This window comes from Spiroplasma endosymbiont of Dasysyrphus albostriatus, assembly GCF_964019495.1.
Lineage (GTDB): Bacteria > Bacillota_I > Bacilli_A > Mycoplasmatales > VBWQ01 > Spiroplasma_E.
Window position 1 is genome coordinate 354,916 of the sequence record NZ_OZ026447.1, and the last position, 26,219, is coordinate 381,134.

A 26,219-nucleotide genomic window follows, 5' to 3' on the forward strand; every position below is an offset into this window, starting at 1 on the left:
AAAAACCTATTATTAAGTTTTATAAATATTATATATTATTATAAAATTTATTTGTTAAAGTAACTATTAACATAAAGTTGAAAATAACATAAGTAGTTTATTGTTCTTTAAATTAATCAAATATGTAATGTCAAAAAATTACAAAAATAATTATTTTTATGATAGTTTTTTTAAAAATAAGTGATTTTTATTTTTGAAAGGAAAATGTGAATAGTATGCAACTAGTAAATGAACTGTTAATTGAAACAGTTGAAGTTGGTGATTTGGAAGCACTTAAAGTTTTATTGGAAAATGGTGCTGATGTTAATTATGAAAATAGATATGGTAATACGCCTTTAATGCAAGCTGTTGAATATGGTTTTTTGGAGGTAGTTAATTTTATTGGCAAGTGGTGCTGATGTTAATTATGAAGATCAATATGGTAATACGTCTTTAATGTTGGCTGCTGAAAGTAGTTTTTTGGAAATAGTTAAAGTTTTATTGGAAAATGGTGCACATATAGATAATGAAAATCAAGATGGTAATACTTCTTTAATGTTAGCTGCTGAAATTGGTGATTGGGATATAGTTAAGATTTTATTGGAAAATGGTGCTGATGTTAATTATGAAAATAGATATGGTAATACGCCTTTAATGCAAGCTGTTGAATATGGTTTTTTGGAGGTAGTTAATTTTATTGGCAAGTGGTGCTGATGTTAATTATGAAGATCAATATGGTAATACGTCTTTAATGTTGGCTGCTGAAAGTAGTTTTTTGGAAATAGTTAAAGTTTTATTGGAAAATGGTGCACATATAGATAATGAAAATCAAGATGGTAATACTTCTTTAATGTTAGCTGCTGAAATTGGTGATTGGGATATAGTTAAGATTTTATTGGAAAATGGTGCTGATGTTAATTATGAAGATCAATATGGTAATACGTCTTTAATGTTGGCTGCTGAAAGTGGTTTTTTGGAAATAGTTAAAGTTTTATTGGAAAATGGTGCACATATAGATAATGAAAATCAAGATGGTAATACCTCTTTAATGTTAGCTGCTGAAAATGGAAGAATTGAAATTTTTAATATTTTATTATTATACAAAGCTCATGTTTATCATAAAAATCAAGGTGGTTTTACTGCTTTAACTTGCTCTATTAAAAATAAAGATTTAATAATAAAAACATTTAAAGAATTTCTAAAATTTAAAAATGAAATAATGATTTCTAAAGGAAATTGTTATGGAAAAATAATCTATATTATAAAGGGAGATGATGATAATTGATTAGAAAAAGAAGAATCAGTAATAGATTCATTAGAATATTTGCAAAATGAAATTAAAAAATTAAATGAAAAAAATAATTCAAATATTGAAAATTTTTGACAAAAAGAAGTTATTAATAGTTTAGTATTTGATGAACTGAATTATTCATTACTACATATAGCGGTAATAAATGATTGACAAAAATTAGTAACTTATTTAATTAACAAATGACCAATTGATATTGATTATAAAGATAACTCAGGAAATTCAGCATGAAATCACGCTTGTTTACTATTACAAAAAAAATTGCTTTGACAATTAAAAATTATGATCAGTTAACTATTGAAAATAAAATGTTTTTAAAAGATTTTTTTAGTTTATCATCAAATTGAAATCGAAATCAAGAACAGGAAATTGACAAAGTGGCTAATGAAACTAGAAGAGAAATATTTAAGTATTACATACCACAAACAGAAGTAGAAATCGTTAAAGATAAGATAAATTTGTTAGATTCATCATCAATAGTGACTAAAACAACTATTAAACGTGATTATGGATTAAATATGTAATATTAAGAATTTCAAAATTAAATACTAATATATCATAGCTTTAAATAATTAGTTGATTAGTAATTCATAATTAGTTTGTTATTTGAAATATTTAGGAGGACTTAATTATGAATGATAATGAATTAATTTATTTGTATTGTATTGAAAACAATGAATTTGCTTTTAATTTTTTATATAAAAAATATGAATTAAAAAATGATTTTTTTTACGAAATATTATTAAAAAGTTTTTTGCTATTCCTTTGGAAACAAATGATTTAAAATCAACTTTTTATTTTATTTTTTTAAAGGCAATTTTTAAATTTCAAGAAAGAAAAAACAAGTCATTTCAAAATTTTTTATATTATGAAGTAAAATGAGGAGTATTTACTTATGTTAAAAGTTTTTTAAATAATAATCATAAAATTATTAATTGTGCCTTAAAATATAATGATTATTTATATCAAAAAAATGATTGTGAATATACTTCATTTTTGGAAGAAGTTATTAGTATTACAAATTTTACTACTAATGAAAATGAAGTTTTAAGATTAAAGCGAAGAGGATATAATGTTCATCAAATTATGAAAAAATTAAATTTAAGTTATAAGCAAGTTGATAATGCTTGAACACGAGTAAAGTTAAAATTAAAAAATAGTTACAAAAAATATATTTAATAAAAAATTACTATGATAGAATTAAGACAACAATAAAATTTATATTTTAATTTTATTTTTTTAATTTTAAAAATTAATTTATAAGTTTTATTGTTATATTATTATTTATATAATTTAGCTGTTGCTTTGTAGTGATTTTTTAATCATTATAAAGTTTTTTTATGTTTTATTATCGATTTTTGGTGGAGGAAATAATGTATAAAATTGGTATTAATCAAAATGAAAAATCAAATTATAAGCAAAAACCTAATGTTAAGCAAGAAAAAAAACATTGGTTTAAAATTTTTTCTTTGTTATTTGTTGTTGTTTTAATTATTACTACTATGATTTTAATAATTGCAAATAATCAATGAAATAGTGCCATAAATACTAATAATTCCAACAACTGAAATCCTAATCAAGATAAAAATTGAGAAGATTATTATAAGAATAATTGTCCAACAAATAAAAAATATAATTTGATAGATTACAAGGATAAATTAAATAATATTAGTTTAATATCTACTGATAAAAAACTAAAATTTTTTTATCTTAGTGATTTATTAAAAAAGATTGATAATGTGTTACAAACAAATAAAATAGATATTCCTAATAATTTTTTTGTACATTTACCAGTAAATCCAGCTATTAATATTAAAATTAATGATGAAAATGCACTTAAAAATAATTTTTCAATAAAAATACCATCTTATAAAGAAAAAATAAAACAATTTAAAATTGAAATGAGTGTTAATCAATTTGGTAGTAATTATGGTTTGCTTCCTTGTGACTTAAATTTCAATTTTAGTGTTGAAAATGATGTTATTCCAGAAAAATTTAATATTTTTGATTTAGACAATAGAATTACAATTCCATCACAAACAATAGTAATGTCAGATGCTACAAAAGGAACTAAAAATGAAATAGAATCTCAAGTCAATAAAATTATTGAAGAGAAATTTTTAGAAGAAATTAATAAAGAAAAATCATTATCAGATAAAGTAACAAAAAGTGATTTTGTTATTAATTATGATTCAATAAAAAATTTTGATAATTATATGATAAAAAAGAAAATAACAGTTGTTATTTGTGCTAAAAATATTAGTGAAATTATTAAAGGTCAATTAAATATTAATTTTAATGTTCAAGGTAGTTGAACATTAAAATCATTATCTGTTATTAAAACAGTATTGGAAAATGATGAAAGTGTAATTAATCAATTAATAACTACTGAAGATAATACTAATGTTAGCAAAGTGGATATTGATAATCATATTGCTTTCCTTGTTAGTAAAAAAATAAATGAGTTTGGTAAGCAAAAATGACATCAAGATTTTAATGATCAAGATTATATTATTACTAGTAATGCGATTACTGGAAATTATCAAAAACCAAAATCTATAATAGTAACAATTGTTGGTAAAAATCAATTGCAAGATACTATCCAATTGATAATTAATCTAACGGCCAATAATACTGTAAAATCTTTATTTGCTATTAAGTCATCATTGGAAAATGATGAAAGCATAAATACTGAACAAATAGATGTTATTGATGATACTAATGTTAGCAAAGTGGATATTGATAATCATATTGCTTTCCTTGTTAGTAAAAAAATAAATGAGTTTGGTAAGCAAAAATGACATCAAGATTTTAATAATCAAGATTATATTATTACTAGTAATGCGATTACTGGAAATTATCAAAAACCAAAATCTATAATAGTAACAATTGTTGGTAAAAATCAATTGCAAGATACTATCGAGTTTTCAATAAATATTCAATGTCAAAATAAAGAACCAAATGAAAAAACCTTTAAAAATAACAATTTTAATGTTAAAGGTTTAAATTCTATTGATTTATATCCGAATGTTCTTCCTAGTGGTGTAATATATCCAATTACTTTTAAAGATAATTCTATTTCACTTATTTCACTATTATTTCAAGAAGCTATTAATGATATGAATAATTTTTCTCCTACTAATGACATTAATTTAGAAATGAATATAGGAATTAATATTGATGGCGATAACTATCAAATTCATTTTCAAAAGACAATTAATTTTGATATCATAAAAAAGATAAATAATATTGAACTTGTTAGTGTTTCTGAACAAAATGATAAATATCAGCACTTAAAAAACATTGGTATCATTATTAAATATGATGATGATAAAAAATATAAAATGCTTCAATCCTTGGATGTTAATATTAAAAATAATAATTTAACCTTTATTAATTTTAGTTCTATTGTTAAAATAACTTCACGACGTTAAATTAAAAACAAAGGTGATGAGTATGGATAAGCCACTAGCAACAATATTAAGACCAACTACTGTTAATGATATAATTGGTCAAAGTCATTTGATAAATGATAAAAATGGAATTATTAATCGAATATTAAATCAGAAGTTTTTAACATCATTAATATTTTATGGTAATCCAGGAACAGGCAAAACCACTATTGCTCAAGCACTAGCTAATGATTTAAAATGTGAATTTGGAGTATTTAATGCTGCCATTGATAAAAAAGAAAATTTAGAAAAATTAATTAAAATAGCACAAAATACTAAACCTTATATAATTATAATTGAAGAAATACAACGCATGAATCGTGATCGTCAAGATTTATTATTACAATATTTAGAACATGGCAATTTTATTTTAATGGCTTGTACTACTGAAAATCCTTATTTTGTAATTAATCCAGCTTTACGAAGTAGATGTCTATTATTAGAATTAAAGCCAATTAGTAATGAAGAAATGTTATTAGGCTTAAAAAAAATAATTACTAATAATTCATTTTTTAATTTTAATATTAGTGATGAAATTTTAGAAAAAATCTGTAATTTAGCAACTGGTGATTTACGAATAGCAATTAATATTTTAGAAATATTAATAAAATTATATCCTAATGAAATCATAACTATTGATATTATTAATGCTATTATGCCTAAAGCAAGTAATTGAAATGCTAAAGAGGGAAATGAACATCATGATTTAAAGTCAGCATTACAAAAATCAATTAGAGGCAGTGATGTTAATGCTGCTTTGCATTATTTAGCAAGGTTATTAGCAACTGGTGATTATGAATCTTTATTAAGAAGAATGTTGATTATTGTTTACGAAGATATTGGACTTGCTAATCCTGCTTTAGCAATTAGGGTAAAAACTGCTATTGATACTTTTCGTCAAATTGGTATGCCCGAAGGTATAATTCCACTTGGTTTAGTAGTTATTGAAATGGCACTTAGTGAGAAATCAAATAGTGCTAATTTGGCAGTACAAAAAGCATATAGTGATGTTTTACAAGGAAAAATATATCCAATTCCTGATTATTTGAAGCATAATTGATCTAAAACATTAAAAAAATCAGTAGGTAAAGGTAAATTATATAAATTTCCACATGATTATGCTAATGATTATGTACAACAACAGTATTTACCAACAAAGTTAAAAGATACGAAATATTATCAACCAAAACTCCATAATATTTATGAAAAAAAATTAAATGAAATTTATAATAGATTTACTAAAAAATAAAATTCTGAGGTGCAAAATAGAATGTTAAAAAATAAACATTTATGGTTGGGACTTAGTTTAACATTAGCAACCACTAATATTGTTGCTAACACTAGTATTACTAATAATTTAACAAGTATTAATAAATTAAAACAAGAAAATAAAAATAAAACTGAAATTAATGAAGTCGTTACTAATACTACGTATGGTAATTTAAGTAATAGTACTATTTTAAATAGTCAAGATAAAGATGGAATATATCATCTTTTTGATATTAAAAGTATTATTGATAATCCAAATTTAGAACCTTATGTAAAAGAAATTTATATTGATAATTTTAAATTAACTTATAACCCTGAAAAGATAAATAAAGATGTTATTAATGAGTTTGATAAAGAAATTGCTGCTATTAATTATAAAGAAGAACAATTAACAAGTACTAATGATTTGCAAATTTTTCAAAAACAAAACTTGAGCAAAATATCAACAACAGCTTATATTTCAAATAAAAAGTCTAAAAGTAATTTTACTTTTATTCAATTTGGTGGTGCTAATACTCATATATCATTAACCGGAACAAAAGGTATTGTTGATGTAATTAAGAACTATGATAATTTAAGTGAAACATTGGGATTATATTATATTGCTCAGTCTCATTCAAAAAATAGTAGGGGAATTTGTCTTGACTTTGTTAAACAATTTATTACTAAAAGTAGTTTAAAAAATAATGAAAGCATTGCAGAAAAAATTTCTGAAAATATTTTCAATAATATGATTGATAGTCCAAATTTAGAATCTGTTATTAATAATTTTTCAATTGAAAATAATAGTAAAAAAATAAGTATTAGATATTTAGTTGACAGTACTGGTAACATTATTAGCGTTGGATATTTACAATATGATAGCAAAAATTTGGATACTAATAATAATTTAACATTAAGTCATAGTTTTCCAAAAGATGGAGGAAAACTAATAGATTATAATTCAGAAATAACTACGCTTTTAAAATGAAGTGATTATGCTGATTCATGAAATAATTTTATATTTTTATATCCAACAATTTTTGCTAATTCGACAGACAGCATAACTTATAGTGTTATGAATAATACAACAACAATTAAAAGTAATGAACTAAACTTTAATACAAAAAAAATTCAAGACAAAGATAATCAATTACCAGTTTGACGAGTAGTAAATCAGCCACCTGCAGGTCATAAATCACAAGGATTAGTTATTTATATATTTATGTGACATGATGAAAACACTATATATCAACAACTTAGAAGTAGTTCTATATCTCGTGCTTTTGATATTGGGCCATCTTTCTGAATAAATATTAGTAGATGAACAATTAGTAACATTATTAATGAATAATTATGTATCATTTTATCAATAAAATTAAAAATTTAATTTAAAACTACTTTAACTATGAAAGGAATAAATAAAATGAAAATAAATAAAGAAGAAACATGAACAGAAGTACAATGAGCGTTGAATAATCTTCATGGTCCAATTAGAGCAGGAGCATTAAGTGCACAAAATTGAAGTAATACGACAACAGGAGTTCTACTAACAATAGCAGGACTTAAGTCTGTTACTAGGGATAGTAATATTGAAAAACGTTACCAATTAATTAAAAGTGGAGTAGCTGATATGTTATATGCTGCATTTGGTGGTTGAGTCATTTGACAAGTATATAATTTAAATGAAACTGGGGGTAGTACAACTACCGAACCAAATTTACCTACTTTTCCTACTTTACCACCAAATGATGAAAGACTTTATTCTGAAATTGCTGAACAATTAACAGAAGATGCTGTAAGTAATGAATTAACTCCAGAAATGATTTCTATTGCATTAAATAAATTATTTACTGGTACAAATGGATTAGTTAAAGTGCTTAGTGGAATATCAGGTTTTGATTTATATAAAATTCAAAAAGTAACAAAAACTATTGAATACTTAAAATCACTTACTACTTTTTCAACTGCAGGCATTAACTTTACAAATGGTAATATTGTGGGAGGAAATTTAATGTCAATTTCAGCAATGATGGATGTTAGTCACACATATTTTTCTACAATGAGTAAATCTAATACTTCAAATAGTAAAGAGGAAATTATTATTAAAATTATTAATGAAAGAAAAGAACACATTACGAAAAGTTTTTCTTTATATAAAGGTATTTTAAGTAATAAAGATTTAAAGGAAATATATGAGTATTTAGAAAAAAATAATTGAGATAAGTTTGAAATGAGACATTCAGATAAAACAATTCCTAGTTTTGTTAAACCCGGAAAAATAAAAGATTGAAGACCAACATTGACAAAGTTTAAAGAATGAATAGATAATTATACTCCCGAAAATAAAAAGGTGGAATTAGTAACGGAGATTGAAGATAGTAGTCAACGAGAAAGAATAAAGTTAAAAATTCCTGATTATGAGTTTGAACCGGAATTTGTTACAAATGCAAATAATGATATGCCAGAAGTTATCATAGAACCCAATGAAAGACAACCACTTTTAGGAAGTATTAATAGTTAATAAGTTAATAAAAATTATTTTTTATATTATAATTTTTTTTTAAAAAAACATTATTTTTTATTTATTATTTTATTTTTTCTTGTACAATTATTTTAGAAATGATGAATTTTAAAGAAAGATTAAAAATTTAACTTTGTTTTTAAAATAAAAATATTTTAAAATTGACACTTATTTTAAATAATAATATAATTAAAAATGGTTAAATTTTCTAGGTGAATTTAATGAACGAAAAAATAATTTTAATTTGTACTGTATGTTTAAATCGTAATTATCATACATACAAAAATAAGATTAAATATAAAGAGCGTATGGAACTAAAAAAATATTGTGAACATTGTCAAAAACATACTTTACATAAGGAATCACGTTAGGAGAAATTTTCATGAGTGCAGAAGACAAATCAAAAGAAAAACCAAAAATTAATCCTGAAAAATTGGCTCTTTTAAAAAGTAAATTTAATATTTTACGTAAAATTAAACCTTTAAGAACAAAAAGAACTTCTGAAGGAAAACCAAGTTTTGATCCACGAACAGCCGATAAAAATAAAAAGGTTAATATTAGCGAAATTTGAGAAAAAGAACGTAAAAATCGTACGCCTGAAGAACGTTTTTATTATAAAAAAGAAGCGAGAACTTATCATAAATATTTTTTCTTATACTTATCAAGAGAAATTAGAAGAACTCGTTGAACACCAAGAAAACAATTAAATAATAAATTTATTACAACAGTATTATTTATTACTGTCTTAGCACTATTCTTTTATGGAATTGAGCAGTTATTACTATTTGTATTACCTTTATTAAAAATAATGTAAAAAATGGAGATGCCAAAAAATGAGCGAAAGAATAAAAAAAGAAACCCCTTTAGTGAAAACTACATCATTAGAAGAAACACATAAACATCGAATTGAGCAAGCACAATGATATATTGTTAATTGTAACAAAGGTCATGAAGATAAAGTTGCTGCTGATTTGAAAAATAAAATTGAAAAAAAATTAAATTTAAAAGATAATATTTTTCAAGTTAGGGTTGTTAAAGAAGCAATACCAGATAAAGATAAAAAAATAACTGAAAAAAATATTTTTCCGGGTTATATTTTTGTTCATATGATTTTAACCGAAGATACTTGATATGATATTCGTAATACAACAGGTATTAATGGATTTATTGGTTCTAGTGGTAAGGGTGTACCACCAACTCCACTTTCTACCAAAGAAGTTAATGAAATGTTATATCGTAATTCTAAAAATTCATCACAACCTAAAGTTAAAGAGATAAAAAAAATTATTCGTGATTTTGAGTTGAATGATTTTGTTCATATTACTTCTGGTGCTTTACAAGGTCGAGAAGGACAAGTTATTAAATTAGATGAAGATAAGGGTGTTGCAACAGTTTCTGTTGATATGTTTGGTCGTCAAACTGAAATTAAAGTAGAATATGATAGTTGTAAAAAAATTAAAGTTTAGTTTAAACTATTTAATTTTTATGTAAAATAAAATTAAAATATATTTGACTACTAATTATAATGATGTTATTATTTGTAAAGTACTATTTATATATATAAATAGACTTTAATTATGTTTAAACTTGTGGAAGATTTATTCGTTTGGACCACAGTGAGAATCCATTTAGGAGGAGTTGCTCATGGCAGATAAAAAAAATATTAATCGTGAAGGTATTATTCAATTACCAGCTGGTAGTGCCAAACCAGGTGCTAGTTTAGCATCATTCGGTATTGATATGCCACGTTTTTGTAGAGAATTTAACGATAAAACCAAAGATCAAAAAGATGATGTTAATCCGGTTCCAATTCCAGTTTTTATTACAGCATATAAAGATAAAACTTTCGACTTTAAAATAAAAACTGCACCAACAACATTTCTTTTAAAAAGAGCATTGAAACTTGCAAAAGGTTCATCAAATGCTAAATTAACAAAAGTAGGAACACTTACTATTGCTCAAATTACAGAAATTGCTCAAATTAAATTACCTGATTTAAATGCTTATTCTTTAGAAGATGCAATTAAAATTGTTGCAGGAACAGCCAAGAATATGGGCATTACTGTTGAAGATGGAAAGCAAGGTGTTTAATATGAATAGAAGTAAAAGATATCTTGCAGTTGCAAAATTAGTTGATAACACTAAAGTTTATCCAATTGATCGTGCTTTAGAATTAGCTAAACAAACTTCATCATTAAAATTTGATGCAACAGTTGAAGCAGTATTTCGTTTAAATGTTGATCCAAGACATGCTGATCAAATGTTACGTGGTTCTATTGTTTTACCAGCAGGAACTGGAAAAACACAACGTGTTTTAGTAATAACTACTACTAAACAAAAAGAGGCAATGGAAAGTCAAGCTGATTTTGTTGGTGGTAAGGAAATGATTGAAAAAATTCAAAAAGGTTGATTTGATTTTGATGTTATTATTGCAACACCCGAAATGATGGGTGAATTAGGAAAAATTGGTAGAGTATTAGGACCAAAAGGATTAATGCCTACAGCAAAACTAGGAACAGTAACAATGGATGTTCAAAAAGCAATAGCTGATATTCGTAAAGGTAAATTTGAATATCGTGTTGATAAACAAGGTAATATTCATGTTATTCTTGGTAAAGTATCATTTGCACAAGAAGGGTTAAAAGATAATTATTTAGCAATTCTTAACACTTTAAGAAAAGTTAAGCCTGCAGCAGTTAAGGGCGCTTATATTAAAAATATAAGTATTACTACAGCAATGGGCCCTGGTATTAAAGTATTAATTGAAGAATAATATAATAATATAGAAAAAATCATTAGTAAAAGTACTAATGATTTTTTTATATTTTTATTCATAATTTTTTTATTATTTAAAAAAATTTTACGCTATAATTTATTTATTGTGATAATACCAATTAATACGTTATTTTGGTAAAACAATAAAATAATTAGGTAGTAAAGGAGAAACCTTAATGAAAAATCTTATAAATCTTTTTAAGAAACAAAATTGAGGAATAAAAATTGGCTTTGCCTCACTGGTAATTAGTTTGCTTTGTTTAGCATTAGGACTAATTTTAATTGCAACAGCCAATTTTAAAGCCCCAAGTGGAGGAAGTTCACAATATGCTGGAAATGGCTTTCATGCTATTTCTATATGAGGACTTGATAGTTTTTTAAGCAAAGCTGGCTATGATCAAATGTGAACAGATGCTACTAGTGATAAACTTTTAACTTATCCTCTTGCGCAAGTAGTTGTCGGAATTGTATTTACAGTAATTTTAACTGCTATCTTTCTTGGTGTTAGTGTTTTATCTTTAATATTTGGTTATTTTAAACGTTGATTATATTCTTAGTGTTTAGTAAGTGTTAAATATGGATAAAAATGTAGAATATAAAAAAGTTACATCTTGGGATTGAAAGCAAAAACTAGGATTATTCTTATGCATTTTAACTTTGTTTTTTCTAATAATTAGTTTAATATTATTTGGAACAGCTATTTTTAATGATCATTTTAATAATTTTCTTGGTAACGGTTTTTGAAGTTTAAAACACTATGGTATTATTAATTTGTTTTATAATTGAGATCAACTAGATATAGAAGCGGCTAAAAATACTTATGTTTCTCATCCTTTTGAACAAGTTTATTTTGCAATTATTTTTTTAATTATTATTGTACCAATATGTTTTGTTCTTGGAGTTAGTTTATTAGTTAGAGGATGATGAAAGTCAAGAATTTAATATATAGTTACTTCATAAATTTATTTATAGTAAAATTTAATAATCATTATTTCATTAAAAAGGGTGTATTATGATGTTTAATTCTAAAAAAATAATTGTTTTTTTACTAATAAATATTGTGTGAGTAGTAGTTTGGATTATGATAACTATTAGTTACGATAGTTATCGTGATCCAATTTTAAATTATGTACCACATAGTAACGATTATTTAACAAATGAACCAACTAATCAATTGGTTCCTAAAGCAAAAAAACCTAAACATGTAGTTATGGTGGGTGTTGATGGTATGGCGAGTTATGCATTAAAAAGTGGTTATAGTCCAAATATGAATTATTTAATGCATCATGGTGCGTATACACTGGAAGCACGTGATGTTTTACCAACTTCTTCTGCTGCAAATTGAGCAAGTGTTATGTTTGCTACAGATCCTATTAAGCATGGTGTTGTTGATCAAGATTTGTGGAATGTTCATCATACTGTTCATGCTGAAGTAAAAGCTGATCAAGTAAGTATTTTTAGTTCTATTATTGATAAGTATGGTCCTTCAAAAAAATTATTTGGTTATGCTAGCGAAGGTGAAATGATTGCTAATTTTCAACCCAAAGGCCAAGAAAATATAAAAACTTTAATTAGTAGTAATGGTAATTATTGTGCAACAGAAAATGATAAACAAACTTTTGAAAATACCAAAAACGTATTAAGTAATAAACCTTTATTTTCGTTTTTTTATTATGTTAATCCTGATTTAGCAGGTCATTCACGTGAATGAAATAGTGAAGAATATTATCAAGCAATTAGTCAGACTGATAAATATATTGGAGGTATTATTGAAAATTTAAAAAATTTAGAAATGTGAGAAGATACCTTATTAATTATTAGTTCTGATCATGGAGGTGTTTCACAATATCATGGTCATTCTTCTGATGCTGAACAAAAAATTCCTTTGCTTTTTGCAGGAAATTGTATTCCAAAACACGGAATTATTCCAGATAAAATTAAAATTTATGATATTCCAGCTACTATTGCTTGATTATTAGATATTAATTCACCACCAATAATTTGAGATGGTCAGCCAATTTTAACACCTTTTTTTGATATGACAAATATGTATGATCATAGTGAGGAGTTTAAGTAATGGATATTATCAATTTTAAACAAATTAATTTTCGAAATAATGGCATTAGATTACTTATTGTGCTTGCTACTATTTTTATTGTTTGAAATAATGTACAAAATGTTACTTTAAATATTGGTGGTAGTTTACATGCTTTTAATGCTTATTTTTGTTCACCAATGTTATTTGTTATATTGATATCATTTGGTTTTTTAAGTGCCAATAATAATTTTAGTTGAAAAGAGTATAGTAAATTAATACTAGCTATTATGATTTTATCTTTAGTTACAAGTTTTATGTATTTAGATTTTTTTGCTTTTAAAGAAGGATATGTAACAACAGGTTATATGATAGGATTATGATTTAAATTATTATTTTTTGATTATGGTAAATGAATGATATGAATTATTATTGGTGGTAGCGCATTAGTAAAAGTTGTTACTAACCATTTTTCCTTAAGTAATAAAAGTTGAAATATTGTTAAAATAATAACTTTAGTTATTACTAGTATTTTATTAATAATAGTTTTAATATTTAGTATTAACTTGCAACTTACTAGTAAGTTATATTGATATGATAACTTTAATTGAGATTTATTTTATGTATCATTTCGTGAGGGTGGATTTTTACAACTGATACCTGGGTTATTAGCTTTTTTAGTTGGTCTTAATTTTCAGTGATGAGTAAATTGAGAAAAGATAAAAGATAATGTGGTTTATTCATTACTTAGTTTTTCTTTATTTATTGTTATTATTAGTTGTCGAATGATATTTTATTTTCCTTTAATTTATTGAGATATTATGGAAATTTTGCAAGCTTTATTTTTATTTATTCCTTTTATTATGTTAAATATTAATTATAATAAAACTTTAGCCTTTTTATTTCATGGTACTACTTTTATTTTATTTTTCCATATTGCTTTTAATAAAATAATTAGTGTTGAATTTATGACAGGTTTATTATTGCGCTTAATATTTGGATTAAATGTTGCCAGAAGAGCAGTAGAATTTGTAAATAATAATTTTTTTGTTACTATAATTTACTCATTTGTTAAGATGTCAATTTTAATTTTCTTTTGTGCTTTTTTATCAAGACAATATGTAAAACTATTTAAATTTGAAGTATTTGCTATAGAAAAAAAGAAAGCAATTATTCATTAAATTATTATAATTAATCTTTTGCTCTTATAATAAAAATAATTATTATCTTTTAATTATTAACCATTTCCCTCATTTTATAATCAACCATCTTTATTTGAAAAATGATAAAATTTTACTAAAATTAGTGTTAAAAAGAGGGAGGATTAATTTATGAAAGCATTATTAACAACATTAGTAAGTTTAACAACTGTTATTACACCAATTATCACAACAACTAATTTATCAGTTACTAGTTAATTAGATAATAATATTAATTATCATCATAAAAATTTACAAATAATATCAAAATCATTATTCAGAACAACTAAAGAAAGCAATATCAAACTTACGCTTACACTAGGAGCAACTTATGGTGAAATTAATAAAGATATTTATAATACAGCAGATGTATTTAAACAACATCAACTAGCTGCTGGTTATCAAGTTAATTATTATAAAAATGATGGTGATAAAGATACTATTAATAACGATGGACAAGAACCAGGGGATGTTTATGTTATAATTACTGCCGATCATCATGATCCTTATTGAAAAGGTCAAACTAAATATTTGAGAATAACAATTCAAAAGGCCAATTTAGATAAGATTACTAATCTTACTGATTTATCTAATATTAAAGTTGATACTACTAAAAAATATCAAGAAATTGATTCAACTGTTTTTAATAGTGCTAAGCAATTTGCGAATAATAAGTTAGCGGCTGGTTTTACTGTTAATTATTTTAGTGATGAAGAAGGAAAAGTGGCAGCAGATAATGAAGAACAGGTTGCTGGTGATATTTGAGTTAAAATTACAGCAGATGTTAATGATCCTTATTGAACAGGAACAACAGCCATTATTAAAATAACATTAATCAGTAATAAGACTAGTTTAGATACAATTACTCATTTAGAAGAAATGCCAGAAATCGATATTGATTTTAATAAACCAAATAAAGAAATTGATTCAACTGTTTTTAATAGTGCTAAGCAATTTGCGAATAATAAGTTAGCGGCTGGTTTTACTGTTAATTATTTTAGTGATGAAGAAGGAAAAGTGGCAGCAGATAATGAAGAACAGGTTGCTGGTGATATTTGAGTTAAAATTACAGCAGATGTTAATGATCCTTATTGAACAGGAACAACAGCCATTTTAAAAGTAACTTTAACAGATAAGCGTTCTGATTTAAATACAATTAAGGATTTATCAGGAATGGATCCAATTATTGTTAATCCTAATTTAACATATCAACAAATTAATAAGAATGTTATTAATACTTCTAATCAATTAAAGAGTGATCCTTTAACTGGTAATTTCACAATTCAATATTTTAGTGATAAATTTGCTAAACATGTAATTAATAACTATTATCAACAAGTTGGTATGGTTTATGTTATTATTACTCCTGATTTTCATACAGGAACTAAGTGAAAAACTAATAAAATACCAATTGTTTTTTCAATTGGAAGTAATGATAGTTTTTAAATAAAAATAAATTAAAGAGATTATTTTTAAATATTTATTTATTATTAGGTTATAATGTAATTATATTTTTTATAAAAATTTATATTTTAATTTTTTTCTTCTAACATTTTTTAAAATACTAAACATGTTTTTTATTTGTGACAGCAATAGATATTTTAGTTATGAGCTTTTATAAAATATAATATTAATTAGATTAATTTTGTTAGAAAGGATAATATTATGGAAAAAGAAAATCTTGCTAAAGTTACTTTCAATAAAAGAACAGAAAGAAATTCAATAAACAAGTTGAAAAGACAAGCTATTTTTAGCACGGCAAATCCATGAAAAGCAATCTTTATTATGGTCACACCACCTTTAATTGCTGTAATTATTTTTTCTACTTATCAAATTTTTGATAAATGAATTGCTACACAATGAGGTGGACAAAGTATTATTGATCGTTATAATAATTATCAAAATTCAGGAATAATGATAACTGCTGAACAAGCATTAAAAATTATTAATATTGCTACTACTTATGCTGCTGTTCCTTCTTCAATGATGGTTTCCTTTGCTTTAATGGTTGCAACTGGAACAGGTATTAAGTTTTCAATTGCATATGGTCAAAATAAACGAGAACAAATGTCAGAATATTTAGGAAATGGGTTTCTATTATCTTTTTTAGTTTCTATTGTTCTTATGATCATTATGTATTTTAGTTGTCAGAGTATTATTGAATTTCAAGCTGGAAGTGATGCTGGAAGTAATCCAGTAATTAGGGAAATAATAATTAAAGAAGCAGTTAGATTTTCACAAATTTTAATTCTTGCTACACCATTACTTTTTTTTGCTTATTTTTTAGTTTCATTGTTACGTAGTGAAGGAATGATGTTATGAACAATTTTAATTAATGTTGCAGCTTGTTTAGTAAATATATCTTTAGATTTTATTTTTGTTATTCCTGGTAAATTAGGAATGGAAGGCACTGCATATGCAACTATTATTGCTTGAGCAAGCATTAATTTATTTTCAATAGGTATTATTTGATATAGTGCCGATAATTTAAGATTTAAAGTAGCACACTTAAAACTTAAATGAGTAATAGTAACGGCCATTTTATTAATTGGTGCAACTTCTTTATTACAAAATATTGCCCAAAGTATTTTGGCAATAGTTATTACTAAAATTTTAAATACATTGCCACCTCCAGACTATCATGGTGGAGGAAGTACTGGTATTCCGGTTTTTGTTCAATTATATGGCGGTATTATGCCTTGGTTAATTTTAATTAATGCACCTATTATTGGAATTACGCAGGGAGCAAGAACATTAATTGGTTATGTTTATGGTTCAAAGGACTTTAGTCGTGTTTGACAATTGATGTGACGTTTAACTTTATTACTTTTATTGTTGCTAATTGGTTCAGTATTATTAGTAGTAATAGCAGGACAATATATGATGCATTTCTTTGGCGTAGATTTAGAAATGGCAAGATTCTTTAAAGTTTATATTATTATGCAGTTTGCTTTTTATCCATTAGCTACACTACATTATGTTGCTGTTATTTTCTATCAATCAATTAATCGTGGTAAATTGTCATTATTTGCTAGTTTACAACGAACAATTATAATACCAATTGTTTGTTTAAGTTTAGGATATTATGTTGCACATGTTTCTCATAATGGTTTTTATTTTTATTTATTTCTTGGCTTTATTGATTTATTTGCTGCTTTTATATTATTACCATTATTAATTTATACATTTTTAAAATCTAAACCATTTATTCATACAACTAAAGATAAAAAAATGCAAATATCTAATTTATCAGAAAAAAAAGTACTTAATAAAAATATAATAGATTAAGTAATTTATAAAAATATATCTTAATATTAATATATGAAGAAAATAAAAAATACTCATTTAAAACAGAGTATTTTTTTAATTATTTAAGATTAAAAAAGGTTGCTAATTTTACAAATTAAAAGGAATGAATATACAATCTATATTTGATTGAAGTCATTCCTAAAATAAAATATTTATTTACCTTCATTAACTCTCTTTTTTAATGCTTTACAAGAATTAAATTTAACTACTCTCTTTCTAGGAATAGCCATCGGTTCTGAATTTTGTGGATTTACTCCCGGTCGAGCTTTGCGGTATTTAATAGTAAAAGTTCCAAAGTTACGTAGTGTTACTTTTTCTCCTTTAATTAAAGCAGTAGCAATTTTATCTAAGATAAATTCTAACACTTCTTTGTATTCTTTTTCTGATAATTCTAATTTTTTTTGTACAGCTCGTGCTATCTGACTTTTTTGCATAAAATTTTCAACCCTTTCTTCACCAATTACCATAAGTATGCTATAAAAACATGCCTTAAATGATACTTATTATTATATAACATTTTTTAAAAAAACCTTATTTAATGAAAATCAAAGACTAGTAAAAAAATAAGATTTGAATATATAAATTTATATGTTAATTAACATGTGCAAAGCAAAAAATCTTTACATTAATTTTCTTGTATGTTAAAATTCAAAAAATAAGTAAATAACTATTTCGGAGGTACTAAGATATGCAAATGAAAAATTTATTAAGACTTATGGGTGCATTAACCCTAAGAACCTGTTTGGAATCTTTTATAAAATAACGTAAAATGACTATATATTTTAAGATAAGGGGTATATATGCATAAAAATTATCCAAGTCATGTTACTAAAGAACAATTTGAGAACATAAGATCAATTTTAGAAAATAACAAAAAGAAAACAAAACCAAGAAATTTAGATTTATATGAAGTATTTTGTGCAGTTTTATATGTATTAAAAAGTGGATGTCAATGAAGAATGTTACCAAAAAATTTTCCAAAATGACAAACTGTATATTATTATTTTCAAATTTGAAGTAAAAATAGTGATAAAGAACCTAGCACTTGACAAGTAATTTTAAAAAAAATTAGTTAGAAAAGTTCGTATCAATAATGGTAGAAAAGAACAAACTAGTTTTTGTATAATTGATTCACAAAGTGTTAAAAACACAGATACTGCTAAAAATAAAGGTTATGATGCTGGTAAAAAAATTTCAGGAATAAAGCGTCATATTGCTGTTGATTCTCAAGGCTTACCAGATGCAATTTACATAACCACAGCAGAAAAAACAGATCGTAACAGTGCTATAATAATGATTGAAAATGAAAAAGAAAATTTATCTAAAGTTCAAAAAATACTAGTAGATGCTGGTTATACTGGTGAAAAATTTGCTTTTAAAATCAAAACAATCATAAATGCAAATGTTGAAGTTATCAAACGTAATGAATTACATTCTTTTGTAGTATTGCCAAAAAGATGAGTTGTAGAACGAAGTTTTGCATGATTAGAAAAATGCAGAAGATTATGAAAAAATTGTGAAAGAAAATTAAATACTAGCTTACAAATGGTTGTTCTCTCATTTATTTCAATTTTATTAAAAAGATTCTAAACAGATTCTAAGATTTTATAAAACTTAAAAGTTAAAAATATTACTTTTAGTGAGTATTATTTTATAATAAAGTATAAACTTATTAAAGTTTATAAAAAATATTTTTAAAATTTTAAAAAAGAGGTTAATGAATAATGTTAAAAATTTTTATTTCATATCATCATTTAAGAGAACAAAAAGCAAAGGATGAATTATCAGAATTAATTTCGCAATGTTATGGAGAATATTTTGAAGTGAAAGACGTATCTGTAAAACTAGGTGATATTGATCCGCAATTGCCTCCTAAAAAGATATTTAAAACTATTAGAGAAGAGTATTTAAAAGATTCAGATATTACTGTAGTTATTTTAGGAAAACATACAAAATGTAGAAAACATATTGATTGAGAAATTGCATCTTCATTATCAATATATGGTAGCCTCCATCGAAGGGGAAAAAATGGTTTATTAATACTTTTAACTGATGATTTTATTAAGAAAGCAAAAAAAATTGTGATTTTAATGATAATGATTACAAAACTTTAATTAATGAACAAAATTCTACTCCAAGAATTTATGAAAATGTAATAAATAACTATGCAATCGTTGAAAGTTTTTCAAATGTAGTTTCAAATCCTTTAAAGTTAAAAAAATTACTTGATAAATGTCAAGATAAAGTTAAAACTGAAAAATTGAAAGAAAACTTTGATCTTTTCAAAGAAATAAATTTATTTGAAGAAAATATAGAAGATTGTCCAAAAAAATCTAAAAATAAACTAAATTGTTATTTTTCACAAAAACATAAATCAAAAAAATTATTTTTTGAAAAAGTTAAAACTGAAAAATTGAAAGAAAACGTTGAACTTTTCAAAGAAATAAATTTATTTGAAGAAAATGTAGAAAATTGTCCAAAAAAATCTAAAAATAAACTAAATTGTTATTTTTCACAAAAACATAAATCAAAAAAATGATTTTTTGAAAAAGTTAAAACTGAAGTTAATAATAACGAACATTATTTTGAAAAACTTTTTAGTTGTGAAAATCTTTTAAAAGATTTTCAATATTATTATTAAGGTTAAAAATTAAAAAATATACTTTTTTATCAATTATTTAAGAAAATTTTATGTAATCAGAATGTTGTTTTAAATAATATTTTTAATTAGAAAAAAATAAATAATTGAATACCAATAAGAATACAGATGTATATTAGTAGTTAATTATAAATATCAAAAATATATAAAATTAAAAAGGTTTTAATTTTTTTAGTAAATAAAACTAAAAAAACTTTATTTTAGTAGTATAATAAAAATACTTACTTAGTTAAGGGTAAGTAAATATTCATTGCGGTTGGCACCTAACAGTGAATAGGAGTTACCATTATTGGTAACTCTTTTATTTTAAATAATTATTATATACCTCAAAATTTAATAATATTTAAATTATTTATATAATATGAAAATAAAAAATATTGTAAAAATTTCTAAAATTTGGTAAAAGATAAGTGTAAAACTAAATATAGTTTTTAACCCATTGCTTTGTTTGTAAGTAAATGGGTTTTATTTTACTAAGAAGGTGTATAAAATGCGTGATAATGATAAAAGAAAATCAACAACATTTCAGCGAATAATGGAAAATAATCCAGAAAATATTTTTGCTCAAACCGATGGTTCTATAAAAAAAAGACATGGAGGTTTAGCAATAAAATCTTCTAGAAGTGAAAATAGTTTAAATGAAGCAAATAATGATAGTAATGTTTTAAATAAATATAAATATAATTGTCTTAGAACCTGTTTGGAATCTTTTATAAAATAACGTAAAATGACTATATATTTTAAGATAAGGGGTATATATGCATAAAAATTATCCAAGTCATGTTACTAAAGAACAATTTGAGAACATAAGATCAATTTTAGAAAATAACAAAAAGAAAACAAAACCAAGAAATTTAGATTTATATGAAGTATTTTGTGCAGTTTTATATGTATTAAAAAGTGGATGTCAATGAAGAATGTTACCAAAAAATTTTCCAAAATGACAAACTGTATATTATTATTTTCAAATTTGAAGTAAAAATAGTGATAAAGAACCTAGCACTTGACAAGTAATTTTAAAAAAAATTAGTTAGAAAAGTTCGTATCAATAATGGTAGAAAAGAACAAACTAGTTTTTGTATAATTGATTCACAAAGTGTTAAAAACACAGATACTGCTAAAAATAAAGGTTATGATGCTGGTAAAAAAATTTCAGGAATAAAGCGTCATATTGCTGTTGATTCTCAAGGCTTACCAGATGCAATTTACATAACCACAGCAGAAAAAAACAGATCGTAACAGTGCTATAATAATGATTGAAAATGAAAAAGAAAATTTATCTAAAGTTCAAAAAATACTAGTAGATGCTGGTTATACTGGTGAAAAATTTGCTTTTAAAATCAAAACAATCATAAATGCAAATGTTGAAGTTATCAAACGTAATGAATTACATTCTTTTGTAGTATTGCCAAAAAGATGAGTTGTAGAACGAAGTTTTGCATGATTAGAAAAATGCAGAAGATTATGAAAAAATTGTGAAAGAAAATTAAATACTAGCTTACAAATGGTTGTTCTCTCATTTATTTCAATTTTATTAAAAAGATCCTAAACAGATTCTAACAACAGTAGCTACTACTTCAGTTGTAGCTTGTGGTGATCAAACTGCAGTTAATTTAGATACAGTATTAAAAAAGAAAGAATTAGGTCCAATTCCAGTTGCTGATATTACTAAACCAACTGAGAAAGAACTTAAAGAAGCTATTAAAGCAGTTCCAGAAAATAAAAATATTGATTTAAATGGTATTACAGTTAAAGTTAATACTCCTGAAAAAGATGGAAATCCAATTACTAGTGCAGTAGTTAGTCCTGATGGTAAAATTTATAATGGTGATTCAATAACTATTACATTTACATTAGCACATAAAAAGACAGATGTTGAAGTTACAAATGATATTAAAGCAGCTTTAGAAAAAAGTGTTGATGGTAAATCATTAAATGATTCACAAAAACAAAATGATGCTAAAGATATTATTACAGCAGCAATTAAAAAAGTTACTGATGAAGATAAAGCTGGTGAAGCAACATTTACTTTTGATAAAGGAGATACAGATTTAACTGTAGGAGATAATACAGTTAATATTAAAGTTACGCTTGGGCAATCAAAAGATGTTGCAGTTGCTGTTAAATTAACTGGTGTAACAGCACATAAAAAGACAGATGTTGAAGTTACAAATGATATTAAAGCAGCTTTAGAAAAAAGTGTTGATGGTAAATCATTAAATGATTCACAAAAACAAAATGATGCTAAAGATATTATTACAGCAGCAATTAAAAAAGTTACTGATGAAGATAAAGCTGGTGAAGCAACATTTACTTTTGATAAAGGAGATACAGATTTAACTGTAGGAAATAATACAGTTAATATTAAAGTTACGCTTGGCCAATCAAAAGATGTTGCAGTTGCTGTTAAATTAACTGGTGTAACAGTACACGAATAAGAAATATAATATTTTATTATAATTAAAATGACATAATTTAAATTGTGTCATTTTTTTCTAATTATTTTTCAAAATTTATTTGACTATTACTATTAAAAACTGGTATTATACTTATTGGACTAAATTTTGATACACTAGGAATTGTGTATATAATTAATTCTTTAAAATCATAAAGGAGGCTAACGATTAATGCCAACAATGAACCAACTATTACGTAAAGGACGTACAGATAAAAAATACAAATCTAAATCACCAGCGTTAAATGTTTCATATAATTCATTAACAAAAACAACTTCTTCAATTAGCAGTCCGCAAAAAAAAGGTGTAGCGCTTGTAGTTACTACAAGAACACCAAAAAAACCTAACTCAGCTTTAAGAAAAATTGTTCGTGCTCGTTTAACTAACGGTATGGAAGTTACTGCTTATATTTCTGGAGAAGGTCATAATTTGCAAGAACATGCTATTGTTGGAATCCGTGGTGGGAGAGTTAAAGACTTACCTGGAGTTAGATACCATGTTATTCGTGGGTATTCTGATACTGCCGGAGTAGTAAATCGTAATCAAGGTCGTTCTAAATACGGAACTAAAAAACCAAAAGATAAGAAATAAGGAGGTAAAACTAAATGCGTAAAAATCAAGCTATTAAAAGAGAATTAGTTGCTGATCCAATTTATGATTCAAAAATTGTTACTCAATTAATTAACGCCATTATGATTGATGGTAAAAAAAGTGTAGCTCAAAAAATTGTTTATAATTCTTTTAAAATTGTTGGAGAAAAAACCCAACAAGTACCATTAGAAGTATTTGAAAAGGCAATTGCTAATATTACACCACAATTAGAAATTAAAACTCGAAGAATTGGTGGCGCAAACTATCAAGTTCCTATTGAAGTTAGTGCTACTCGTAAGATAACTTTAGCAATTCGTTGATTAGTTTCTTATTCACAAGCAAGATATGGTAATAGTATGCAAGATAAACTTGCAGCTGAGATTATGGATGCTGCTACTGGTAATGGTTCATCAATTAAAAAACGTGATGAAATTCATCGTATGGCTGAAGCTAATAAAGCCTTTGCTCACTATAAATGATAATAAAGGAGAGAGAAAATGGCAGAAAAATCAGGTCGAGAATATTCACTAGCAAATACTAGAAATATTGGAATTATGGCTCATATTGATGCTGGTAAAACTACAACAACAGAAAGAGTTTTATACCATACTGGTAAAATTCATAAAATTGGTGAGGTACATGAAGGTGCCGCAACTATGGACTGAATGGAACAAGAACAAGAACGTGGTATTACTATTACTTCAGCTGCAACAACTGCTGTTTGAAGAAATAATCGAATAAATATTATTGATACTCCGGGTCACGTTGATTTTACTGTTGAAGTTGAACGCTCATTAAGAGTTTTAGACGGAGCAGTTGCTGTATTAGACGCGCAAACTGGAGTTGAACCACAAACTGAAACTGTTTGAAATCAAGCAACTAGGTATAATGTACCAAGAATTGTTTTTGCAAATAAAATGGATAAAATTGGGGCTGACTTTGCTCATTCAATTCAAACATTAAAAGATCGTCTTGGTGCTAATGCTCATGCAATTCAATGACCAATTGGTGCAGAAGATGCTTTTGATGGAATTATTGATATAATTGAGATGAAAGCATACCATTTTGATGGTAAACCAAATGAGGATTATAAAGAAATTGCAGTTCCTGAAGAACTTAAAGATGTTATTGCAAGTAGACGTGAGGAATTATTAGAAGCACTTTCTCACTTTGATGATGATTTCTTTATGAAATATGCTGAAGGAGAAGTAACGGTTGCTGAAATTAAGACAGTAATTCGTAAAGCAACAATTGCTGCTGAGTTTTTCCCAGTATTATGTGGTAGTGCCTTTAAAAATAAAGGTGTTAAATTAATGTTAGATGCAGTTATTGATTACTTGCCTTCACCATTAGATGTACCTGCAATTAAAGGAATATTACCTGTTTCATCAAAAGAAGTAGAACGTCATTCTAGTGATGAAGAACCTTTCTCAGCGTTGGCATTTAAAATCATGACTGACCCTTTTGTTGGAAGATTAACTTTTTTTAGAGTATATTCGGGAACATTAGAATCTGGTAGTTATGTATTAAACTCAACTAAAGAAAAAAAAGAGCGTGTTGGTCGAATTTTACAAATGCATGCCAATAGTCGTGCCGAAATTAAAAAGGTTTATGCTGGTGACATTGCTGCTATTGTTGGCTTAAAAGATACAACTACTGGTGATACATTATGTGATGAAAAACATGAAGTTATTTTAGAAAAAATGGTGTTTCCAGAACCAGTTATTTCATTAGCGCTTGAACCTAAAACAAAAGCTGATCAAGAAAAAATGAGTTTAGGTTTACAAAAACTTGCAGAAGAAGATCCAACATTCCGTGTTTCATCAGACAAAGAAACAGGACAGACAATTATTTCAGGAATGGGAGAACTGCATTTAGACATCTTAACTGATCGTTTAAAACGTGAATTTAAAGTAGCAACTAACATTGGAAATCCACAAGTTGCTTATCGTGAAACAATTAAAGCAGTTTGTGAGCGCGCTGAGGGTAAATATATTCATCAATCAGGTGGTCGCGGCCAATATGGACATGTTATTATTAAATTTGAACCAAATCCAGATAAAGGATTTGAGTTTGTTGATAAAATTGTTGGTGGTAAAGTGCCACGTGAATACATTAAACCAGTACAAGAAGGATTAATTGAATCATTAGCTAATGGTTTAATTGCTGGATATCCAGTTATTGACGTTAAAGCAACATTATATGATGGTTCATTCCACCCTGTTGACTCTTCAGAACGTGCCTTTAATATTGCAGCTTCTAAGTCTTTACAAGATAATAAAGATTTATTAAAACCAGTATTATTAGAACCAATTATGAATGTTGAAGTTATTATTCCAGATGAATATTATGGTTCTATTGTTGGTAAAATTTCTGGTAAAAGAGGTACTATTGAAGCAGATGAAATGCGTGGTAACAGTAAAGTTGTTAAAGCTAAAGTGCCTTTATCTGAAATGTTTGGTTATGCTACTGAATTACGTTCAATGACCCAAGGACGTGGAACATATACAATGTCTTTTTCACACTATGAAGAAGCACCAAAATCAGTTGCTGAAGCAGTTGCTGGTAAATATCAAAAAGGAAGAGTTACTAAAAAATAAAATAATTTAATTGAAAGTATAATAAATTTACTTTAAAATTATCTTAGTGTTTAATTTAATTAAATAAAAATAAGTATTAATTA

29 protein-coding genes and 1 pseudogene are annotated in these 26,219 nt (G+C 25.2%); 29 read left to right on the forward strand and 1 reads right to left on the reverse strand.

What is annotated here, in order from left to right; translation table 4 throughout:
- Positions 1 to 215: 215 nt before the first annotated feature.
- The 21 genes from AACL11_RS02255 to AACL11_RS02355 all read left to right on the forward strand — a co-directional run bounded on the left by AACL11_RS02255 (position 216) and on the right by AACL11_RS02355 (position 17,809).
- The gene (locus AACL11_RS02255) at positions 216 to 404 is read left to right on the forward strand and encodes an ankyrin repeat domain-containing protein (RefSeq protein ID WP_338987976.1); all 189 of its coding nucleotides are present in this window, start codon (positions 216 to 218) and stop codon (positions 402 to 404) included.
- Positions 382 to 699, forward strand: coding sequence for an ankyrin repeat domain-containing protein (locus tag AACL11_RS02260; protein ID WP_338987978.1), 318 nt, complete (start codon positions 382 to 384; stop codon positions 697 to 699). Before AACL11_RS02255 ends, AACL11_RS02260 begins: the two co-directional genes overlap by 23 nt.
- Positions 677 to 1,582: an ankyrin repeat domain-containing protein gene (locus AACL11_RS02265; RefSeq protein ID WP_338987980.1), complete on the forward strand. Its 906-nt coding sequence runs from the start codon at positions 677 to 679 to the stop codon at positions 1,580 to 1,582. The genes AACL11_RS02260 and AACL11_RS02265 overlap by 23 nt, the downstream gene beginning before the upstream one ends.
- A complete protein-coding gene (locus AACL11_RS02270; RefSeq protein ID WP_338987982.1) occupies positions 1,516 to 1,812 on the forward strand; it encodes a hypothetical protein in 297 nt (98 codons plus the stop codon). The genes AACL11_RS02265 and AACL11_RS02270 overlap by 67 nt, the downstream gene beginning before the upstream one ends.
- A 107-nt stretch (positions 1,813 to 1,919) precedes the next feature.
- The gene (locus AACL11_RS02275) at positions 1,920 to 2,072 is read left to right on the forward strand and encodes a hypothetical protein (protein ID WP_174481447.1); all 153 of its coding nucleotides are present in this window, start codon (positions 1,920 to 1,922) and stop codon (positions 2,070 to 2,072) included.
- A complete protein-coding gene (locus tag AACL11_RS02280) occupies positions 2,054 to 2,467 on the forward strand; it encodes a hypothetical protein (protein ID WP_338987984.1) in 414 nt (137 codons plus the stop codon). Before AACL11_RS02275 ends, AACL11_RS02280 begins: the two co-directional genes overlap by 19 nt.
- A 194-nt stretch (positions 2,468 to 2,661) precedes the next feature.
- Positions 2,662 to 4,722 carry a hypothetical protein gene (locus tag AACL11_RS02285; protein ID WP_338987986.1) on the forward strand — a complete coding sequence of 687 codons (2,061 nt, stop codon included), beginning with the start codon at positions 2,662 to 2,664 and terminating at the stop codon, positions 4,720 to 4,722.
- A 22-nt stretch (positions 4,723 to 4,744) separates the two neighbouring features.
- The gene (locus AACL11_RS02290; protein WP_338987988.1) at positions 4,745 to 5,989 is read left to right on the forward strand and encodes a replication-associated recombination protein A; all 1,245 of its coding nucleotides are present in this window, start codon (positions 4,745 to 4,747) and stop codon (positions 5,987 to 5,989) included.
- 21 nt (positions 5,990 to 6,010) lie between these two features.
- Positions 6,011 to 7,342, forward strand: a complete 1,332-nt coding sequence (locus tag AACL11_RS02295; protein ID WP_338987990.1) for a hypothetical protein — start codon at positions 6,011 to 6,013, stop codon at positions 7,340 to 7,342.
- A gap of 72 nt (positions 7,343 to 7,414) precedes the next feature.
- A complete protein-coding gene (locus AACL11_RS02300; protein WP_338987992.1) occupies positions 7,415 to 8,512 on the forward strand; it encodes a hypothetical protein in 1,098 nt (365 codons plus the stop codon).
- Positions 8,513 to 8,733: 221 nt separating this feature from the next.
- Complete coding sequence (gene rpmG, locus AACL11_RS02305; RefSeq protein WP_174481441.1) at positions 8,734 to 8,883, forward strand: 50S ribosomal protein L33; 150 nt, start codon at positions 8,734 to 8,736, stop codon at positions 8,881 to 8,883.
- Between the two features lie 11 nt (positions 8,884 to 8,894).
- On the forward strand, positions 8,895 to 9,326 hold the full coding sequence (locus AACL11_RS02310) for a preprotein translocase subunit SecE (RefSeq protein WP_338987993.1): 432 nt from the start codon (positions 8,895 to 8,897) through the stop codon (positions 9,324 to 9,326).
- Positions 9,327 to 9,345: 19 nt separating this feature from the next.
- Positions 9,346 to 9,978 (forward strand): transcription termination/antitermination protein NusG, encoded by a 633-nt coding sequence (gene nusG, locus AACL11_RS02315; protein WP_252320182.1) that lies wholly within the window; start codon positions 9,346 to 9,348, stop codon positions 9,976 to 9,978.
- A 178-nt stretch (positions 9,979 to 10,156) separates the two neighbouring features.
- Complete coding sequence (rplK, locus tag AACL11_RS02320; protein WP_174481438.1) at positions 10,157 to 10,603, forward strand: 50S ribosomal protein L11; 447 nt, start codon at positions 10,157 to 10,159, stop codon at positions 10,601 to 10,603.
- 1 nt (position 10,604) lies between these two features.
- Positions 10,605 to 11,285, forward strand: coding sequence for a 50S ribosomal protein L1 (gene rplA, locus AACL11_RS02325; protein ID WP_338987994.1), 681 nt, complete (start codon positions 10,605 to 10,607; stop codon positions 11,283 to 11,285).
- A 178-nt stretch (positions 11,286 to 11,463) separates the two neighbouring features.
- Complete coding sequence (locus tag AACL11_RS02330; RefSeq protein ID WP_174481436.1) at positions 11,464 to 11,844, forward strand: hypothetical protein; 381 nt, start codon at positions 11,464 to 11,466, stop codon at positions 11,842 to 11,844.
- A gap of 19 nt (positions 11,845 to 11,863) precedes the next feature.
- Positions 11,864 to 12,229 (forward strand): hypothetical protein, encoded by a 366-nt coding sequence (locus AACL11_RS02335; protein WP_252320186.1) that lies wholly within the window; start codon positions 11,864 to 11,866, stop codon positions 12,227 to 12,229.
- A 139-nt stretch (positions 12,230 to 12,368) separates the two neighbouring features.
- Complete coding sequence (locus tag AACL11_RS02340) at positions 12,369 to 13,364, forward strand: alkaline phosphatase (protein WP_338987997.1); 996 nt, start codon at positions 12,369 to 12,371, stop codon at positions 13,362 to 13,364.
- Positions 13,364 to 14,503, forward strand: a complete 1,140-nt coding sequence (locus AACL11_RS02345) for a hypothetical protein (RefSeq protein WP_338987998.1) — start codon at positions 13,364 to 13,366, stop codon at positions 14,501 to 14,503. The genes AACL11_RS02340 and AACL11_RS02345 overlap by 1 nt, the downstream gene beginning before the upstream one ends.
- Positions 14,504 to 15,052: 549 nt before the next feature.
- On the forward strand, positions 15,053 to 15,967 hold the full coding sequence (locus tag AACL11_RS02350; protein WP_338988000.1) for a hypothetical protein: 915 nt from the start codon (positions 15,053 to 15,055) through the stop codon (positions 15,965 to 15,967).
- A 219-nt stretch (positions 15,968 to 16,186) separates the two neighbouring features.
- Positions 16,187 to 17,809, forward strand: a complete 1,623-nt coding sequence (locus AACL11_RS02355) for an MATE family efflux transporter (RefSeq protein WP_338988002.1) — start codon at positions 16,187 to 16,189, stop codon at positions 17,807 to 17,809.
- A gap of 173 nt (positions 17,810 to 17,982) precedes the next feature.
- Here the strand turns inward: AACL11_RS02355 and AACL11_RS02360 are convergent, their stop codons facing one another.
- Positions 17,983 to 18,264: an HU family DNA-binding protein gene (locus tag AACL11_RS02360; protein ID WP_174481356.1), complete on the reverse strand. Its 282-nt coding sequence runs from the start codon at positions 18,262 to 18,264 to the stop codon at positions 17,983 to 17,985.
- A 366-nt stretch (positions 18,265 to 18,630) separates the two neighbouring features.
- On the opposite strand from AACL11_RS02360, the gene AACL11_RS02365 reads away from it, so the two are divergent.
- From AACL11_RS02365 to fusA, 8 genes and pseudogenes are all read left to right on the forward strand, one after another.
- Positions 18,631 to 19,420, forward strand: a protein-coding gene (locus AACL11_RS02365) for an IS5 family transposase (RefSeq protein ID WP_338988003.1) whose coding sequence is annotated in 2 segments (ribosomal slippage) — positions 18,631 to 18,891 and positions 18,893 to 19,420 — 789 coding nt in all. Because the reading frame shifts where the segments join, the coding sequence is not laid out codon by codon here.
- 134 nt (positions 19,421 to 19,554) lie between these two features.
- Positions 19,555 to 19,944 carry a TIR domain-containing protein gene (locus tag AACL11_RS02370; protein WP_338988006.1) on the forward strand — a complete coding sequence of 130 codons (390 nt, stop codon included), beginning with the start codon at positions 19,555 to 19,557 and terminating at the stop codon, positions 19,942 to 19,944.
- A gap of 146 nt (positions 19,945 to 20,090) precedes the next feature.
- Entirely contained in the window at positions 20,091 to 20,471 is a 381-nt protein-coding gene (locus AACL11_RS02375) for a hypothetical protein (RefSeq protein ID WP_338988008.1), read from the forward strand.
- 508 nt (positions 20,472 to 20,979) lie between these two features.
- Positions 20,980 to 21,210, forward strand: a complete 231-nt coding sequence (locus tag AACL11_RS02380) for a hypothetical protein (RefSeq protein ID WP_338987099.1) — start codon at positions 20,980 to 20,982, stop codon at positions 21,208 to 21,210.
- A 37-nt stretch (positions 21,211 to 21,247) separates the two neighbouring features.
- Positions 21,248 to 22,038 (forward strand): annotated as a pseudogene (locus AACL11_RS02385) (IS5 family transposase).
- 1,078 nt (positions 22,039 to 23,116) lie between these two features.
- Positions 23,117 to 23,536, forward strand: a complete 420-nt coding sequence (gene rpsL / locus AACL11_RS02390; RefSeq protein ID WP_252320120.1) for a 30S ribosomal protein S12 — start codon at positions 23,117 to 23,119, stop codon at positions 23,534 to 23,536.
- Positions 23,537 to 23,550: 14 nt separating this feature from the next.
- A complete protein-coding gene (rpsG, locus tag AACL11_RS02395; RefSeq protein ID WP_174481359.1) occupies positions 23,551 to 24,018 on the forward strand; it encodes a 30S ribosomal protein S7 in 468 nt (155 codons plus the stop codon).
- Positions 24,019 to 24,033: 15 nt separating this feature from the next.
- Positions 24,034 to 26,136, forward strand: coding sequence for an elongation factor G (gene fusA, locus AACL11_RS02400; RefSeq protein WP_338988010.1), 2,103 nt, complete (start codon positions 24,034 to 24,036; stop codon positions 26,134 to 26,136).
- Positions 26,137 to 26,219 lie beyond the last annotated feature (83 nt).